At 59.9% G+C, this 17,272-nt stretch carries 14 protein-coding genes and 2 pseudogenes; 15 read left to right on the top strand and 1 reads right to left on the bottom strand.

Going from position 1 to position 17,272, the window contains the following annotated elements; all coding sequences use genetic code 11:
* Positions 1–76: 76 nt before the first annotated feature.
* On the bottom strand, positions 77–769 hold the full coding sequence (locus tag AACY42_RS04220) for an alpha/beta family hydrolase (protein WP_339476826.1): 693 nt from the start codon (positions 767–769) through the stop codon (positions 77–79).
* Between the two features lie 96 nt (positions 770–865).
* Here AACY42_RS04220 and ccoN (AACY42_RS04215) point away from each other — a divergent pair, with 96 nt between their 5' ends.
* The 15 genes and pseudogenes from ccoN (AACY42_RS04215) to ccoG all read left to right on the top strand — a co-directional run bounded on the left by ccoN (AACY42_RS04215) (position 866) and on the right by ccoG (position 17,268).
* Positions 866–2,290: a cytochrome-c oxidase, cbb3-type subunit I gene (gene ccoN, locus AACY42_RS04215; RefSeq protein ID WP_339476824.1), complete on the top strand. Its 1,425-nt coding sequence runs from the start codon at positions 866–868 to the stop codon at positions 2,288–2,290.
* A 10-nt stretch (positions 2,291–2,300) separates the two neighbouring features.
* Entirely contained in the window at positions 2,301–2,909 is a 609-nt protein-coding gene (gene ccoO, locus AACY42_RS04210) for a cytochrome-c oxidase, cbb3-type subunit II (protein WP_339476822.1), read from the top strand.
* A 3-nt stretch (positions 2,910–2,912) separates the two neighbouring features.
* Positions 2,913–3,116, top strand: a complete 204-nt coding sequence (locus AACY42_RS04205) for a cbb3-type cytochrome oxidase subunit 3 (protein WP_058544618.1) — start codon at positions 2,913–2,915, stop codon at positions 3,114–3,116.
* Entirely contained in the window at positions 3,113–4,066 is a 954-nt protein-coding gene (ccoP, locus tag AACY42_RS04200; protein WP_339476817.1) for a cytochrome-c oxidase, cbb3-type subunit III, read from the top strand. The genes AACY42_RS04205 and ccoP (AACY42_RS04200) overlap by 4 nt, the downstream gene beginning before the upstream one ends.
* Before the next feature lie 480 nt (positions 4,067–4,546).
* Positions 4,547–5,989 carry a cytochrome-c oxidase, cbb3-type subunit I gene (gene ccoN, locus AACY42_RS04195; RefSeq protein ID WP_339476815.1) on the top strand — a complete coding sequence of 481 codons (1,443 nt, stop codon included), beginning with the start codon at positions 4,547–4,549 and terminating at the stop codon, positions 5,987–5,989.
* Entirely contained in the window at positions 5,989–6,597 is a 609-nt protein-coding gene (gene ccoO, locus AACY42_RS04190) for a cytochrome-c oxidase, cbb3-type subunit II (protein WP_018925301.1), read from the top strand. Before ccoN (AACY42_RS04195) ends, ccoO (AACY42_RS04190) begins: the two co-directional genes overlap by 1 nt.
* A 5-nt stretch (positions 6,598–6,602) precedes the next feature.
* Entirely contained in the window at positions 6,603–6,788 is a 186-nt protein-coding gene (locus AACY42_RS04185) for a CcoQ/FixQ family Cbb3-type cytochrome c oxidase assembly chaperone (RefSeq protein WP_003183474.1), read from the top strand.
* Positions 6,785–7,768 carry a cytochrome-c oxidase, cbb3-type subunit III gene (gene ccoP / locus AACY42_RS04180; protein WP_339476809.1) on the top strand — a complete coding sequence of 328 codons (984 nt, stop codon included), beginning with the start codon at positions 6,785–6,787 and terminating at the stop codon, positions 7,766–7,768. Before AACY42_RS04185 ends, ccoP (AACY42_RS04180) begins: the two co-directional genes overlap by 4 nt.
* Positions 7,769–7,916: 148 nt before the next feature.
* Positions 7,917–8,171, top strand: coding sequence for a type II toxin-antitoxin system Phd/YefM family antitoxin (locus AACY42_RS04175; protein ID WP_339476806.1), 255 nt, complete (start codon positions 7,917–7,919; stop codon positions 8,169–8,171).
* A complete protein-coding gene (locus tag AACY42_RS04170; protein ID WP_339476803.1) occupies positions 8,171–8,581 on the top strand; it encodes a type II toxin-antitoxin system VapC family toxin in 411 nt (136 codons plus the stop codon). The genes AACY42_RS04175 and AACY42_RS04170 overlap by 1 nt, the downstream gene beginning before the upstream one ends.
* Before the next feature lie 90 nt (positions 8,582–8,671).
* A pseudogene (locus AACY42_RS04160) lies at positions 8,672–12,626 on the top strand (RHS repeat-associated core domain-containing protein); the annotation flags it as partial.
* A gap of 396 nt (positions 12,627–13,022) precedes the next feature.
* Positions 13,023–14,033: a hypothetical protein gene (locus tag AACY42_RS04155; protein ID WP_339476801.1), complete on the top strand. Its 1,011-nt coding sequence runs from the start codon at positions 13,023–13,025 to the stop codon at positions 14,031–14,033.
* A gap of 648 nt (positions 14,034–14,681) precedes the next feature.
* Entirely contained in the window at positions 14,682–15,041 is a 360-nt protein-coding gene (locus AACY42_RS04150; RefSeq protein ID WP_339476798.1) for a DUF6124 family protein, read from the top strand.
* A 185-nt stretch (positions 15,042–15,226) separates the two neighbouring features.
* Positions 15,227–15,511 (top strand): annotated as a pseudogene (locus AACY42_RS28530) (RHS domain-containing protein); the annotation flags it as partial.
* Positions 15,512–15,852: 341 nt separating this feature from the next.
* Positions 15,853–17,268, top strand: a complete 1,416-nt coding sequence (gene ccoG / locus AACY42_RS04140; protein ID WP_339476793.1) for a cytochrome c oxidase accessory protein CcoG — start codon at positions 15,853–15,855, stop codon at positions 17,266–17,268.
* Positions 17,269–17,272: the final 4 nt, after the last annotated feature.

Genomic DNA, 17,272 nt, shown 5'->3' with positions numbered 1-17,272 from the left:
TCGCTCCCACAGGGGCTTGTGAACGCCGCAAATCCAGTGTGCGAGCTTGCTCGCGAAGAGGTCATGACTGGCAGCATCAATCTTGAGACAGGAACCCGGCCACTCCCTGCGCAGCAGCCTCCAGGTGCTGCTCATGACTAAATCCCGAAGCCTTCAACGGCTTCAGGTCATGATCCCCCGCCACCAGCCACATCACCTCGATGCTCGCTGACAGGTCATAGCCCCGCACCGCTTCACGATTGCCCAACGCATCGCGCTCGCCCTGGACGATCAAGGTCCGCGTCTTCAATTCCGCCAGGTGCTCGACCCGCGGCTTCTCCGGTTTGCCCACCGCGTAGAAGGGATATCCCAGGCACACCAGGGCATCAGCTTCCAGTTCATCGGCCAGCAGGCTCGCCATGCGCCCCCCCATGGATTTGCCCCCCACCGCCAGCCGCCCAGTGACATAAGGCCGCACCGTGGCGTACACCTCACGCCAGCATTCCAGCAGCTTGGGGGCCGGGTTGGGTGGCCGTTTACCCCCATCCTGGCGCCGCTGGGCCATGTAGGGAAATTCGAAGCGCAACACGTTGATGCCCTGTGCGGCAAGGCGCGCGGCCATTTCCTCCATAAATCCACTGTCCATTGGCGCACCGGCACCATGGGCCAGGATCAGGGTTGGCGCCTTGGCGCTGGCGATCGATTGCCCGGCTGTCCACAGCCAGCCGTTTTGCTCCAGGCACCGCGCCCATTGATCCCCGTCAATACTGGCCTTGTGCTGTTTGTCCATGCTTACCTCGCTTTTAGTCTGCCTATAACTCCAGGCGAAGAACGCCGCACTGCCTTGCGCAGGCGCTCACTTCGGCTGAACCGTGGATGGGGAACCATGAACACTTCTATCAGTACCGCCTACAACTACAAGGTGGTCCGCCAATTCGCCATTATGACGGTGGTGTGGGGCATCGTCGGCATGGGGCTCGGGGTTTTTCTCGCAGCCCAATTGGTCTGGCCACAACTCAACTTCGATTTGCCATGGACCAGCTTCGGCCGCCTGCGCCCACTGCACACCAACGCAGTGATCTTTGCCTTCGGCGGGTGTGCGTTGTTTGCGAGTTCGTTCTATTCGGTGCAACGCACCTGCCAGACACAGCTGTTCGCGCCGAAAATCGCCGCGTTCTGCTTCTGGGGCTGGCAACTGGTGATCCTGCTGGCGGCTATCAGCCTGCCACTGGGCTACACCAGTTCCAAGGAATACGCTGAGCTGGAATGGCCGATCGACATCCTGATCACCATTGTCTGGGTCGCCTACGCCATCGTGTTCTTCGGCACTGTGGCCAAGCGCAATACCAAGCACATCTACGTCGGTAACTGGTTCTTCGGCGGGTTCATCCTGACCGTGGCGATCCTGCACATCGTCAACAACCTGGAGCTGCCGGTGAGCCTCACCAAGTCCTACTCGGTGTACGCCGGGGCCACGGATGCGATGGTGCAATGGTGGTATGGCCACAACGCCGTGGGCTTCTTCCTCACCGCAGGCTTCCTGGGGATGATGTACTACTTCGTGCCGAAGCAGGCCGAGCGTCCGGTGTATTCCTATCGCCTGTCCATCGTGCACTTCTGGGCGCTGATCACCCTGTACATCTGGGCCGGTCCGCACCACCTGCACTACACCGCGCTGCCGGATTGGGCGCAGTCGCTGGGCATGGTGATGTCGCTGATCCTGCTGGCGCCAAGTTGGGGCGGCATGATCAACGGCATGATGACCCTGTCGGGGGCCTGGCATAAGTTGCGCAGCGACCCGATCCTGCGGTTCCTGGTGGTGTCCCTGGCGTTCTACGGCATGTCGACCTTCGAAGGTCCGATGATGGCGATCAAGACCGTCAACGCCCTCTCCCACTACACCGACTGGACCATCGGCCACGTCCATGCCGGCGCGCTCGGCTGGGTGGCAATGATTTCCATCGGTGCGCTGTACCACATGATCCCGAAAGTCTTCGGACGGCCACAGATGCACAGCATCGGCCTGATCAACGCGCACTTCTGGCTCGCGACCATCGGCACCGTGCTGTACATCGCCTCGATGTGGGTCAACGGCATCGCTCAGGGCCTGATGTGGCGTGCGGTAAACGAGGACGGCACCCTCACCTACTCCTTCGTCGAAACCTTGGTGGCCAGCCACCCTGGCTTCGTCGTGCGGCTGGCAGGCGGGGCGATCTTCCTCCTCGGCATGCTGCTGATGGCCTACAACACCTGGCGCACCGTGCGGGCCTACCAGCCTGCCGAAGCTGCCGCTGCCGCGCAGATGGCCTGAGGAGTCCACCATGAAACACGAAACAATCGAAAAAAACGTCGGCCTGCTGATGCTGCTGATGGTCCTGGCCGTGAGCATTGGCGGCCTGACCCAGATCGTGCCGCTGTTCTTCCAGGACGTGACCAATAAACCGGTGGACGGCATGAAGCCCTACACCGCCCTGCAGCTGGAAGGCCGTGACATCTACATCCGTGAAGGCTGCGTCGGCTGCCACTCGCAGATGATCCGTCCGTTCCGCGCCGAGACCGAGCGCTACGGCCACTACTCCGTCGCCGGCGAAAGCGTCTGGGACCATCCATTCCTGTGGGGCTCCAAGCGCACCGGGCCGGACCTGGCACGGGTCGGCGCGCGCTACTCCGATGATTGGCACCGCGCCCACTTGTACAACCCGCGCAACGTGGTGCCCGAGTCGAAAATGCCGGCCTACCCGTGGCTGGTGACCCATGCGGTGGACAGCAGCCACACCGAAGGCAAGCTACGCGCCATGCGCACCCTGGGCGTGCCGTACACCGACGACGACATCAGCGGCAGCGTGGCCTCGCTCAAGGGCAAGACCGAAATGGACGCGCTGGTGGCCTACCTGCAAGTGCTCGGCACTGCCATCAAGAGCAAGAGGTGAGCCATGGTTCTTGAAATGAGTACTGGAATGATCCGCGGCCTGGGCACGGTCGTGGTGTTCGTGGCCTTCATTGGCCTGACCCTGTGGGTATTCAGCAGCAAACGTCGTCCAGAGTTCGCCGAAGCGCGCCTGCTGCCGTTCGCCGACGAACCACCTGCCGACATTGCCACCCCCCAAGACCCTGCAACAAGGAGTACCCGGCCATGACCACCTTCTGGAGTACGTGGATCTGCGTGCTGACCATCGGCAGCCTCATCGGCCTGACGTGGCTGCTGATCGGCACGCGCAAGGGCGAGACCAAGGGCAGCGTCGACCAGACCATGGGCCACAGCTTCGACGGCATCGAGGAGTACGACAACCCGCTGCCGCAGTGGTGGTTCCTGTTGTTCGCCGGCACCCTGGTGTTTTCCGTCGGCTACCTGGTCCTCTATCCGGGCCTGGGCAACTGGAAAGGCATCCTGCCAGGTTACGAGAACGGCTGGACCGGCGTCCATGAATGGGAAAAGGAAATGGCCAAGGCCGACGCCAAGTTCGGGCCGATCTTCGCCAAGTTCGCCGCCATGCCCGTGGAAGAAGTGGCCAAGGACCCACAGGCCTTGAAGATGGGTGGCCGCCTGTTCGCCTCCAACTGCTCGGTCTGCCACGGCTCGGACGCCAAGGGTGCCTTCGGCTTCCCCAACCTGGCCGACAGCAACTGGCGCTGGGGCGGCACTGCCGACACCATCAAGACCACCATCATGGGCGGCCGCATCGCGGCAATGCCGGCCTGGGGCGAGGTGCTGGGAGAGGCCGGGGTCAAGAACGTGGCCGCGTACGTACGCCATGACTTGGCCGGCCTGCCTCTGCCGGCGGACAACGGTGCCGACCTGCAAGCCGGCCAGCAGGCCTTCAGCACCACCTGTGTCGCCTGCCACGGCGCCAACGGCCAGGGAACCGAAGCCATGGGCGCGCCGAACCTGACGCAACCGGCCGGCTTCATCTACGGCACCAGCCTGGCACAGTTGCAGCAGACCATTCGCCATGGTCGCCAGGGTCACATGCCGGCGCAGAATGAGTTGCTGGGCAATGACAAGGTGCAACTGCTTGCCGCCTACGTCTACAGCCTGTCCCACACAGCCGGTGCCGAGCGCCTGCAAGCTGAACACAAAAGCGAATAAATCTTGACCGTTAAACAGCCGCATTCATCTGGATGCGGCTGCTCCCTGTCCCTGCGCGACGCATTGTCGCACCCTCCCATAGTCTTTCTTTCGGTTCCCCTGAATCGGGTCTAAGCTTGCCTTTGCGTGCACTGGCGACTGCCGGTTTCAGGTCGACCCGACCCGATGCGTTCGACAATCGTTCGTCAAAAAGGCCGCAAAGGCTGGTGAATACCGGCTGTTGCGACAGTTGCCTGGCATCACCCGAACGCTGTGTTTGAACACACCCCGTTACAACCGACCTGACCCCCTCGCCTCGTTCCTTCGTTGCGACTTTTTGCCGTGGGCCATTTTTGTCCCTACACGGAACATGGAAAGGCCGCAGAATCAGCTTTGGAAAGCATTGACCCAGGTCATGGCGCGTTGCAATGACCCCCCGCTTTCTCCATACTTGCGACCGATTTTTATCCTAATAAAACACCCAAACCGTGGAACCTTAGAATGAGCACAGCAATCAGTCCGACTGCTTATAACTATAAGGTAGTCCGCCAGTTCGCCATCATGACGGTGGTCTGGGGGATCCTTGGCATGGGGCTCGGTGTCTTCATCGCCTCGCAACTGGTCTGGCCGGAGTTGAACTTCGATCTGCCATGGACGACATTTGGACGCCTGCGCCCGCTGCACACCAACCTGGTGATCTTCGCCTTCGGTGGTTGTGCGTTGTTTGCCACTTCTTACTACGTCGTGCAGCGAACCTGCCAAACGCGACTGATCTCCGACGGCCTCGCCGCCTTTACCTTCTGGGGCTGGCAAGCGGTCATCGTCGGTGCGATCGTGACCTTGCCAATGGGTTTCACCACCACCAAGGAATACGCGGAACTGGAATGGCCCCTGGCTATCCTGCTGGCCATCGTCTGGGTGACCTACGGTCTGGTGTTCTTCGGCACCATCGTCAAGCGCAAGACCAAGCACATCTACGTCGGTAACTGGTTCTACGGTGCCTTCATCGTCGTGACAGCCATGCTGCACATCGTCAACCACGCTTCCCTGCCGGTCAGCTTCTTCAAGTCGTACTCGGCCTACTCGGGCGCGACCGATGCGATGATCCAGTGGTGGTACGGCCATAACGCCGTAGGCTTCTTCCTGACCACCGGTTTCCTGGGGATGATGTACTACTTCGTGCCGAAACAGGCCGAGCGTCCGATCTATTCCTATCGCCTGTCCATCGTGCACTTCTGGGCGCTGATCACCCTGTACATCTGGGCCGGTCCGCACCACCTGCACTACACCGCACTGCCAGACTGGGCGCAGTCCCTGGGCATGGCGATGTCGATCATCCTGCTGGCACCAAGCTGGGGCGGCATGATCAACGGCATGATGACCCTGTCGGGCGCCTGGCATAAGCTGCGCACCGACCCGATCCTGCGGTTCCTGGTGGTGTCGCTGGCGTTTTATGGCATGTCGACCTTCGAAGGCCCGATGATGGCCATCAAGACCGTCAACTCCCTGAGCCACTACACCGACTGGACCATCGGCCACGTACACGCCGGGGCACTTGGCTGGGTTGCGATGATTTCCATCGGCGCCATCTACCACATGATCCCGAAACTGTTCGGTCGTGCGCAGATGCACAGCACCAGCCTGATCAACGCGCACTTCTGGCTCGCGACCATCGGCACCGTGCTCTACATCGCCTCGATGTGGGTCAACGGCATCACCCAGGGCCTGATGTGGCGTGCAATCAACGACGACGGCACCCTGACCTACTCGTTCGTCGAAGCACTGCAAGCCAGCCATCCTGGTTTCATCGTACGAGCCCTGGGCGGCGCGTTCTTCGCCAGCGGCATGCTGTTCATGGCCTACAACGTGTACCGCACCGTTCGTGCCTCTGACCCGGCTGAAGCTGAAGCCGCCGCCAAGATCGCCGTAGTTGGAGCTCACTGATGAAGCACGAAGCAGTAGAGAAGAATATCGGCCTGCTGGCCTTCTTCATGGTCATCGCCGTGAGCATCGGCGGCCTGACCCAGATCGTCCCGCTGTTCTTCCAGGACGTGACCAACAAGCCGGTCGAAGGCATGAAGCCACGTACCGCCCTTGAACTGGAAGGCCGCGACATCTACATCGCCAACGGTTGTGTCGGCTGCCACTCGCAGATGATCCGTCCGTTCCGTGCTGAAACCGAACGCTACGGCCACTATTCGGTCGCCGGTGAAAGCGTCTGGGACCACCCGTTCCTGTGGGGTTCCAAACGTACCGGTCCGGACCTGGCCCGCGTTGGCGGCCGCTACTCCGACGACTGGCAGCGTGCGCACTTGTACAACCCGCGCAACGTGGTGCCAGAGTCGAAAATGCCGGCCTACCCGTTCCTCGTAGAAAACAAGCTCGACGGCAAAGACACCGCCAAGAAAATGGAAGTCTTGCGTACCCTGGGCGTGCCTTACACCGATGAAGACATCGCCGGTGCCAAGGATGCCGTCAAGGGCAAGACTGAAATGGACGCGCTGGTGGCCTATCTGCAAGGCCTGGGCACCATCATCAAAAGCAAACGGTGATTTAGATGGATATCGGGATGATTCGTGGCCTGGGCACCGTCGTCGTGATGGTGGCCTTTATCGGTCTGGCGTTGTGGGTGTTCAGCCCCAAGCGCAAGTCGGAGTTTGACGACGCGACCTTGCTGCCGTTCGCGGATGATCCCGAAGCCATCAAGCACGTCGAGCAAGCTTCTAGGAGTAACAAAGAATGACTACGTTCTGGAGTCTGTACGTCACAGTCCTCAGTCTGGGTACGATCTTCGCCCTGACCTGGCTGCTGCTGTCGACCCGTAAGGGCCAGCGCGCCGAACAAACGGACGAGACCGTCGGCCACTCGTTCGATGGCATCGAAGAGTACGACAACCCACTGCCGAAATGGTGGTTCATGTTGTTCGTGGGCACCATTGTGTTCGCCCTCGGCTACCTCGTGCTCTACCCGGGCCTGGGTAACTGGAAAGGCCTGCTGCCAGGCTACAACTACCTGGACACCGAGAAGCAGACCGCCTTCGCCAACGGCCAGACCGGCTGGACAGGCGTTCACGAGTGGGAAAAGGAAATGGCACGCTCGGACGCCAAGTTCGGTCCGATCTTCGCCAAGTTCGCCTCCATGCCGATCGAAGAAGTCGCCAAGGACCCGCAAGCCCTGAAGATGGGTGGCCGCCTGTTCGCCTCCAACTGCTCGGTCTGCCACGGTTCCGACGCCAAGGGTGCCTACGGTTTCCCGAACCTGACCGACGCCGACTGGCGCTGGGGTGGTGAGCCGGAAACCATCAAGACCACCATCATGGGCGGTCGTCATGCCGTGATGCCGGGCTGGGCTGCCGTGGTTGGCGAGCAAGGGGTTGCCGACGTCTCCGCCTACGTGGTGACCAGCCTGCACGGTCGTAAACTGCCGGAAGGCGCCAAGGCCGATCCGGCCAACGGCCAGAAGCTGTTCGCGGCCAACTGCGTGGCCTGCCACGGTCCAGCCGGCAAGGGCACGCCTGCCATGGGCGCACCTGACCTGACGCACCCGGCCGGTTTCATCTACGGCTCGAGCTTCGCTCAGTTGCAGCAGACCATCCGTTACGGTCGCCAGGGCCAGATGCCTGCCCAGGCCGACCTGCATGGCAACGACAAGGTCCATCTGCTGGCTGCGTACGTCTACAGCCTGTCTCATGGGGAACCGGCGCCAGCCGCCGATGCCCAGTAAGGCACACGCCTGATGCACCAAAGGCCCCGCCAACCCATGTTGGCGGGGCCTTTTTATTGGTGGGTATCAAGAGGCGAAGCTGTTTCACTTGCTCGCCGCTTGCGCCGGTAGTAACGTGCCTACATTCTAGTTTCATGAGGGCACCGCCATGTCCATCACGACCATTTCCAGCCGCGAATTCAATCACGACACAAGTGGTGCCAAAAAAGCCGCCCGCCAGGGGCCGGTCATCATCACTGACCGTGGCAGGCCGGCCCACGTACTGCTAAGCATTGAGGAGTACCAGAAACTGACCGGCATTGGCACCAGCATTGTCGAGTTGCTGGTCATGCCCGATGCGCAGGATATCGATTTCGATACCGAACGTGCCGTCATCACTCCCCGGCCAGTGGACCTGTCCTGATGTTTCTACTCGACACCAATGTCATTTCGGAACTGCGCAAGCCGCAAGCAGATAAAAACGTACAGGCCTGGGCACGGAGCGTGTCCGCCCCCCACCTGTACGTCTCGGCAATCACCGTATTGGAACTGGAAACCGGTGTGTTGCGCTTCGAACGCAAGGACCCGGCGCAAGGCAGCCGCCTGCGCGCGTGGCTGGATAACCACGTCATGCCCGCATTTGCCGGCAGGATCCTGGCAGTCGACCGCACCGTCGCGCTGCGCTGCGCTCGCCTGCACGTACCGGATCGCAGCAATGAATGCGATGCATTGATTGCCGCCACCGCGCTGGTCCATGGCCTGACCGTGGTCACGCGCAATGTGAGTGATTTTCAAAGCAGCGGCGTGGCCTTGATCAATCCATGGTCAAGCTAATATAACGTCGCGACGGACCATCAATTACCGCCAAGGAGATAGGCGCAATGGGCATCGAAACACTTCAGCGCGCAACGATGAGCCCCCGGCATGTCTGACGCGCTCTGGGCCGCTCGCCTGGGCGATGCACTGAACCACACCTCCATGATGGCCGACATCCTCGGCGGCGTGCTGGAAGTGGCGGCCAACATCGCCATCACCACCCTGGCGACGGCGGCGGTGGTGGCCGCCACCGGCATCACCGTCGCCACGGGTGGCTTGGGTTGCTTCCTGCTCGGTGCGGTGGTGGGGGCGGTCGTGGGCATTGCCATGAGCAAAACCGGGGCCGACGAAGGCCTGAGTACTATCTGCGAAGGCATCGGCAACGCGCTCTTCCCGCCCACGGTGCAGGCCAACATCCTCACCGGCTCCAAGGACACCTTTACCAACAACATCCCCTCGGCCCGCGCCGGAAGAAGAAGCCGAGGCCAGTTACCTGGACATGGCCGGCAACTTCTTCTCGCAGATGTGGCGCCCCACCGTCGCATCGCCCGCCCCCGGCACGGAGACCCGGCCGGAAGACCTGGTGATCTGCACCAAGCACCCACCGATGCCGCCGCAGTTCATGGCCGAAGGCTCGGACAAGGTCACCATCAACGGCCAGCCCGCCGTGCGCAGCGGCGACCGCAGCACCTGCGATGCGACGGTGGTGTCGGCCGGGTTGATTTCCCCGGACGTGACCATTGGCGGCGGCTCAGTGGTGGTGCGCGAGATTCGCAGCGGCAAGACCCCGGGCGTGGGGCTGGCGGTCACCGCGTTACTAATGCTCAAGGGTGGCAAGGGCAAGTTCTTCAGCAAACTGCCGTGCATGCTGGCCGGTGGCGCGGCGTCGATGGCGGTCAGCAGCGCCATGGGCGCCGCGGCCAACGCCGCCATGGGCTCGTCGAACCCGGTGCATGCCGCGACCGGCGCCAAGGTGCTGGGCCGCGATGAAGAGCTGGACTTCGTTTTGCCCGGTGTTCTGCCAATCGACTGGCAACGCTTCTACAACAGCCGCGACGAACGACGTGGCGGGATGTTCGGCGCCGGCTGGAGCGTGGCCTACGAGGTGCAGGTGGAGATCCTGGCCCATCCCGAGGGTGGCGAGACCCTGCTCTACACCGACGAACAGGCCCGGCCCATCGACATGGGTTCGATCCCGTTGGGCGGCGCGGTGTTCAGTGCTGGCGAAGGCCTGGCCGTGCGACGTCATCTCAACGGGCAGTTGCTGATCGAAAGCGACGACGGCGTGTATCGCCCGTTCGAACCCACGCCGGACCACACATCCCTGCTGCGCCTGAGCCAACTCGGTGACCGCAACGACAATCGCATCTTCCTCGACTACGACGCCGCCGGACGGCTGATACGCCTGCGCGACACCTTCGATCTGGTGCAAGTCGAACTGATCCGCGAGCGCGAACGCGTCACGCGGATAGAACGTCTCTACCCCGACCAACAGCGCGAAGTGCTGGTCAGCTACGCCTACGACACGGCGAACAACCTGAGCGAAGTACGCGACGCCACCGGCCAGGTGCAACGGCGTTTCAGCTACGACGCCGGCCAGCGAATGCTGGAGCACCAACTGCCCACCGGGCTGCGTTGCTTCTACGAATGGGCCTTGGTCGAAGACCAGGAATGGCGCGTGGTCCGGCACTGGACCGACGAGGGCGACACCTACCAGTTCGACTATGACCTCAAGGCCGGTGTAACCCGCATCACCGACAGTTTGCAGCGCGTCAGCACGCGCCACTGGAACCGCCAACACCAGATCACCCGATACAGCGACAACCTCGGCCAGACCTGGCTGTTCGAGTGGAACGACGAACGCCAACTGCTCAGCGCCACCGACCCACAGGGCGGGCGCTATGAATACAGCTATGACGAGGCCGGTAACCTGATCGGCGAAACCGATCCGTTGGGCCGCAGCGATTCCACCCTCTGGCTCGAACACTGGGCCCTGCCGCTGGTGGACACCGATGCCGCCGGCCACAGCTGGAAATACCGCTACGATCAACGCGGCAACTGCACCGCCGAAACCGATCCCCTGGGCCACGTCACCCGCTACCGCTACGACACCCACGGTCAGGTCATCGAAATCATTGACGCCACCGGCAAGCTTAAAAAGCTGCGCTGGAATCCGTTCGGGCAGTTGGTGGAGCACACCGATTGTTCGGGTTACCCGACACGGTTCAGCTACGACCAGCGCGGCTACCTGCAGACCATCACCGACCCCCTCGGCGAGCGCACCCAGTTCAGCTACGACGCCCAAGGCCGTTTGCTCAGCAGCCAATTGCCGGATGGCCGCACCGAGCACTACCAGCGCGACCTCGCCGGGCAGTTGACCGGCTACACCGACCCGGCCGGGCACACCACGCTCTACCAGCACAACCGTCGCGGTCAGGTCCGCCAACGCACCGACGCCCACGGCCGGCAGGTGCAATTCGCGTACGACAGCTACGGGCGGCTGCAAGCGCTGGTCAATGAGAACGGTGAAAGTTATCGGTTTGCCTGGGATGCGGGTGATCGGTTGGCCGAACAGCGCAACCTTGATGGCAGCGCCAAAGGCTACACGTACGACGTCCTCAACAACGTAAAACGAGTCGAAACCATCGCAGCGCCGCGAGGTGATCATCAGCCCAGTGAAAGGACCATTGTTCATCATCTCGAACGTGATGCCATTGGCCGGCTGACCACCCGAATCACACCTGATGGACAGTCCCGGTACAGCTATAGCCCGTTGAATCAGTTAATCGAAGCCACCGTCATCGCTAACGACGGCAACGAACAACGACTGGGCTTTGCTTATGACGCGCTGGGTTATCTGATTGAGGAGCAGAGTTCAGCGGGCGTTCTGAAGCATCACTACGACGAACTCGGCAACCTGATCCAGACCCACCTACCCGACGGCCGTTGGGTCAGCCGCCTGTACTACGGCAGTGGTCATCTGCACCAAATCAACCTCGACGGCCACGTCATCAGCGACTTCGAACGCGACCGGCTGCATCGAGAGGTGCTGCGCACCCAAGGCCAAATCAGCACACGGAGTGAATATGACCGTAGCGGGCGCTTACGCAGCCGCCAACGCCGGCATACCAGCCAGCCGTCATTGATGCCTGCCGCAGATCAAACCCATTTTGAGTTTGATCCTGGCGACCACCTGGTGGCGCGCCTTGAACGGCAGCCAAAAGGTCAACAACGCCAATTGCTGCACTACGATGTGACCGGCCGCATCCTGGCAAGCCAGGGCACTCGACAAGGCCAGAATGAAACATTTTCCTTCGATGCCGCCGCCAATCTCCTCGACAGTTCACCTGGTACAGGTGGGCGGGTTACGCACAACCAACTCAAGCGCTATCAGGATAAGCACTATCGCTACGATGGTTTTGGCCGAATGATTGAAAAGCGCAGTGGGCGACATGGCCTGCAGCGCTTCAGTTACGACTCGGATCACCGGCTGGTTGAAGTTCGAACCCAGAAATCCGACGGTGAAAACGTCGTCAGGATGCGCTACGACCCGTTGGGTCGAAGGATTGAGAAAACCGAACATGACGACAACGGGCGTCTCATCGCCCGCACGCGTTTCGACTGGGATGGCCTGCAATTACTCAAGGAACATAAAAATAGCCTGACCAGCCTGTACCTCTATATTGGCGACAGTCACGAACCCTTGGCCCGGGTCGACGGCATCGGTGAACATCAACGCATCCGCTATTACCACAACGACCCCAATGGTCAGCCACAGGCCTTGACGGAAAGTGACGGCTATCCGCTATGGCACGCTCACTACCAGGTATGGGGCAATACCACTGATGAAGTCCGTGAGCCGTACTACATCGAAGAACAGAACCTGCGTTTTCAGGGGCAATACCTGGACCGGGAAACAGGCCTGCACTACAACACCTTCCGCTTCTATGATCCCGACATAGGCCGCTTTACCACGCCCGACCCCTTGGGCCTGGCCGCAAGCCTGAATCTTTATCGCTACGCACCGAATCCATTTACCTGGATCGACCCGCTGGGGCTTAAAGAGAATGAGATTATCCGGTACATGGGCGAGAGCGAAACCGTCTCGTCCAAGGCCGCCAACGGAGGCAAAGGTGGGCTTGTTCCGAATATCAGAGGTGAGAAAGCCGTCTGGGTGAATCAGGACAGCAATCCCGGCTTCAATCCGGGCAACGAAAAGTATCGGGTAGTCGCCACCGTCAATAATGAAGGGGTTAGCATGCTCAACGACCACAAGGATATTTCTACCGTTGACTATAAGGAGACGGGCCTTAAGGATGGCGTGCTATCCAAAACGAATGAGCCCAAGGCCAGAGGTATCGGTTTCCGGTTACTGGATAAATTCAATAAAACCATTACGTCATTTCGTGTCGAGAAGAAAGGCCCGAACGGAAAATGGAAGACCTGCGGATAAAGCCAGATGGACATATTCGATCTTCTCTCATACAAACTTGAAAATTTCCTGAACGTCCGGCCGTATCCGAAGGCGTTGGGTGCTGTTTTTTACGAAGAAGACGAGCCTTCGCTACTGAACGTCGTCGCGAAAAAACACAATGGCGCTCCCTTCAGCGTTAGCCGCTGGCGGGACTTGTTTTCCACCAGCGCTTTCGAAAAAGCCATGCTGAAGAACGGCTTCACGGAACCCGACTGCTACGCCCTCCTCCTGGTCCTGTCGCGCTTTGGCTACCTGCTTGAAATCGACAACCGTCAACGAACCAACAAGGATTACTTTATTTTCTTCTACCTGATCCAACTGATCAGCTTGAAGAACAGCACCCTGGATGCGGATGCGCGCCTCAGGAACTACATGCTTAGGTTCCTCCTCTTCGAATTGAGCATCGATGACGAGGCGTATCGTCGTTTCAGCATCGAGGGCAATCAGTTGATGATGGCGAGCGATGGGCTGGGGTCCGTGGCTTTTCTGGATGTGATTGATCTGGTTTACAAAGCGATCAAGGCCGACAGCAGGAAAGAGCATCAACTGCTGAGTACGTTGAAAACGTTTCAAACAAGCACAGTCAGATTACTCAGCGAGCCCGACGATACCCATTACCGCTTCGCGATCAATGATCGTCACAGCGAGCTTATGTACCCCGACGTTTTTTTGCCCACCTATGCTCAGGACAGGCAAAAAATATTTGATGCTTTGATCGACGCGGTCAATCCGCTTCAGTCAACGGCAAACCTGTTCGTCTCCAATATGGTGGTGATGAATTACGCCTTTCACGTCCTGAAAGACAAGCCTCACGAAATTCTAAAACTGAAAAAACACGTCCGTGATGAAGCGCTGTTCGGCCAATTGCTGGAGGTGATCATCATGCGTCGGATGGCAGTCAACAAAGCGCTGTTCGAAAAAATTCCCACGGGGCACGATCTGTCCTTGATCAAGGATGAGCAAACCGCGTTCTACAACATTTTGTACCGCCAGTAGAAACTTGATGCATTTGTGCGCCTGACGCTTCTCTTTGCAGGGCACAAAAATAATCAGAGCCGGGATTCGGCTGTGCTCAAGAAAACCCTGGCGGCTAGATCAAATTGGGAAACAAGCAGTTCGATCTGGCCTTGCGAACAAATGACCAGGCGCAGGTTAAGCGCAAATCCCCGTGGCGAGGGAACTTACTCCCGCTGGGCGGCTGAGCCGCCCCAAAAAGGCTGACGAATTCCTACAGAAAAACCGCTGCGCCACCGAGCGAGAGCAAGCTCCCTCGCCCCGAATCCAGGGCATTACGAAGACGTGTTTATTCTCCCTGCGCAACGCTTCCGCCAAGCTACGAATCCTTGCGCCATTGCCTACAACTACGCCAGAATCCGCCCGCTTGTGCGCCTTGCCCATGGGTTCTATCGTTTGCCTGCCACTGCCCATCAGTGGTCGGGTTTAGTAGCCCTGGTTGGAAATACATAATGGTTGCATGAGTCTCATCAGTCAGGCGTCGCCTGCATTTGATGGTGGCTGTGCGCATGGCGCCTTCGGGCGCGCCGGGTTTTTATGTATTTTCCACCGGTCTACTAACTTGCGCACAGCTGCCACCCCTTCGTTTAGTAGCGAGATGGTTGCGGCCTACTAGAAGGAAAAATGCATATGTTCAAGATAACTCCGAACCCTCCGGAAACTGACTCAACCTCTACCCATTCCGGTCGCAAAAACAAGCAGCACGACGAAACCACCAAACGCGTCTTGGATCACTACCTGCTACCCAAACCGGAAAAGTCCGAAGAAGCATCCAAACCAGACCAGCTCTTCACCGTGAAAAAAAACGCCGACAACGAATGCCTGCTCGCCAACCTCAGCGAAAACTTGGCCTCAGCCGACGCGATGATTAGCAACCTGGCCTTCGACTTGGAAGGCCCCCGCCGCCACATCGCCCTCGGCATCCAGCAACTGATCGAACTGAGTTCAATGCTGGCGAACCGAGTGCTGGATAACGTCGACCCGCGCTAACCGCGACACCACCAACCCGTGACGAGGAAGCCTGCTTCCGCTGGATGGCGAAGCCGCCCCAAAACAGGCCGGCGCATTCTCCAGATAAACCGCATCAGCCGGTTTACGACGGCTGCGCCGCCGAGCGGGAGCAAGCTCCCTCGCCACGGATCGCCTACACCTCAAAAGCAGGCGTGTAACCCGCCTTCACCGACCGGCAAGGCAACGCGCAAACCCTGAGCTTCGCCTACGACGCCACCGGCCAGTTGCTCGCCGAAAACAGCGCCGCCGGCAGCCTGCAACACCACTATGACGAACTTGGCAACCTGATCCAGACCCAGTTGCCCGACGGCCGCTGGATCAATCGCCTGCACTACGGCAGCGGGGCGCTGCAAAAAATCCGCTACTACCACAACGACCTCAACGGCCTGCCGGAACAACTCACCGAGGCCGACGGACACAACGTGTGGCGGGCGACATATCGGGTGTGGGCACCGAGCCCAGAAGCGCAGATGATTGGAGCTACGATGTACGACCGCCGGGTGGCGAAGCCGCCAAAAATAGCGGCACAAAGCAACCAAACAGGCCTGTCGAACGAGTCGGCAGGCCCTTTGGTTTTTTCGCCAACGCCATGGAATGTCTATAGTCAATTGATCTGGGTCATGACTTGTTACATCTGCTACACCATTCGACCCTTCCCCCCAACGCGACCAAAGGTCGCACCCTTGAGCTAGACCTACAGGCGTATCATTGCGCCACTGCAATACCCTTTCTGACCGTGGTCGGCACGTACTGACCCCGGCACTTTTCCACTGCCGTGGGATGCATTTTGATGAGCAACCAGATTCCCGTACATGACGTCACCCCGCCTGCCAAGGACGCGAACCAAAGCGTCGATCTCTACGCTTCTCGGGAAAAAATCTACACCCGCGCCTTCACGGGCCTGTTCCGCAACTTGCGGATGGTCGGCGGTGGCATGTTGTTCCTGCTGTACTTCGGTACGGTCTGGTTGAATTGGGGTGGGCATCAGGCGGTCTGGTGGAACCTGCCCGAACGCAAATTCTTCATTTTCGGTGCGACCTTCTGGCCCCAGGACTTCATCCTCCTGTCAGGGCTGCTGATCATTGCCGCCTTTGGCCTGTTTTTCATCACGGTATACGCCGGACGGGTCTGGTGCGGCTACACCTGCCCACAAAGCGTATGGACGTGGATTTTCATGTGGTGTGAGAAAGTCACCGAAGGCGACCGCAACCAGCGCATCAAGCTCGACAAGGCGCCCATGAGCGGGAACAAGTTCCTGCGCAAGCTGGCCAAGCACAGCTTGTGGCTGCTGATCGGTTTCGTCACTGGCATGACCTTCGTCGGGTATTTCAGCCCCATCCGTGAACTGGTGTTCGAGTTCTTTACCGGCCAGGCCGATGGCTGGTCGTATTTCTGGGTCGGCTTCTTCACTCTCGCCACCTACGGCAACGCCGGCTGGCTGCGCGAGCAGGTGTGCATCTACATGTGCCCTTACGCACGTTTCCAGAGCGTGATGTTCGACAAGGACACCCTGATCGTTTCCTACGACCCGCGTCGCGGCGAAAGCCGTGGCCCACGCAAGAAGGGCGTTGACTACAAGGCCCTGGGCCTGGGGGACTGCATCGACTGCACCATGTGCGTCCAGGTCTGCCCCACCGGTATCGACATTCGCGACGGCCTGCAGATCGAATGCATCGGCTGCGCGGCGTGCATCGACGCCTGCGACAACATCATGGACAAGATGGATTACCCGCGCGGGCTGATCAGCTACACCACCGAACATAACCTCTCGGGACAGAAAACCCATAAACTGCGCCCACGCCTGATCGGTTATGCCCTGGTGCTGCTGGCAATGATCAGTCTGCTGGTGACCGCGTTCTTCATGCGTTCGCTGGTGGGTTTCGACGTCAGCAAGGACCGTGTGCTGTACCGCGAGAACGCCGAAGGCCGGATCGAGAACGTCTACAGCCTCAAGATCATGAACAAGGACCAGCGCGATCATACGTACGTACTGGAGGCCTCCGGCCTGCCGGACCTCAAGCTGCAGGGACGCCGGGAAATCAAGGTCGCGGCCGGTGAGATCTTCACCCAGCCGGTAGAACTGTCCAGTGCACCGGAGCAACTGCCGTCGAGCACCAACGAGGTGACCTTCATTCTCAAGGATGCCGATGACGACAGCGTTCATGTTGAAGCCAAGAGCCGGTTCATCGGCCCACAAATTCGTTGAGAGA

The sequence above is a fragment of the Pseudomonas sp. RL_5y_Pfl2_73 genome (assembly GCF_963970515.1).
GTDB lineage: Bacteria > Pseudomonadota > Gammaproteobacteria > Pseudomonadales > Pseudomonadaceae > Aquipseudomonas.
Note: the sequence above shows the minus strand (reverse complement) of the source record. Positions and strands in the feature narration are given on the sequence as shown.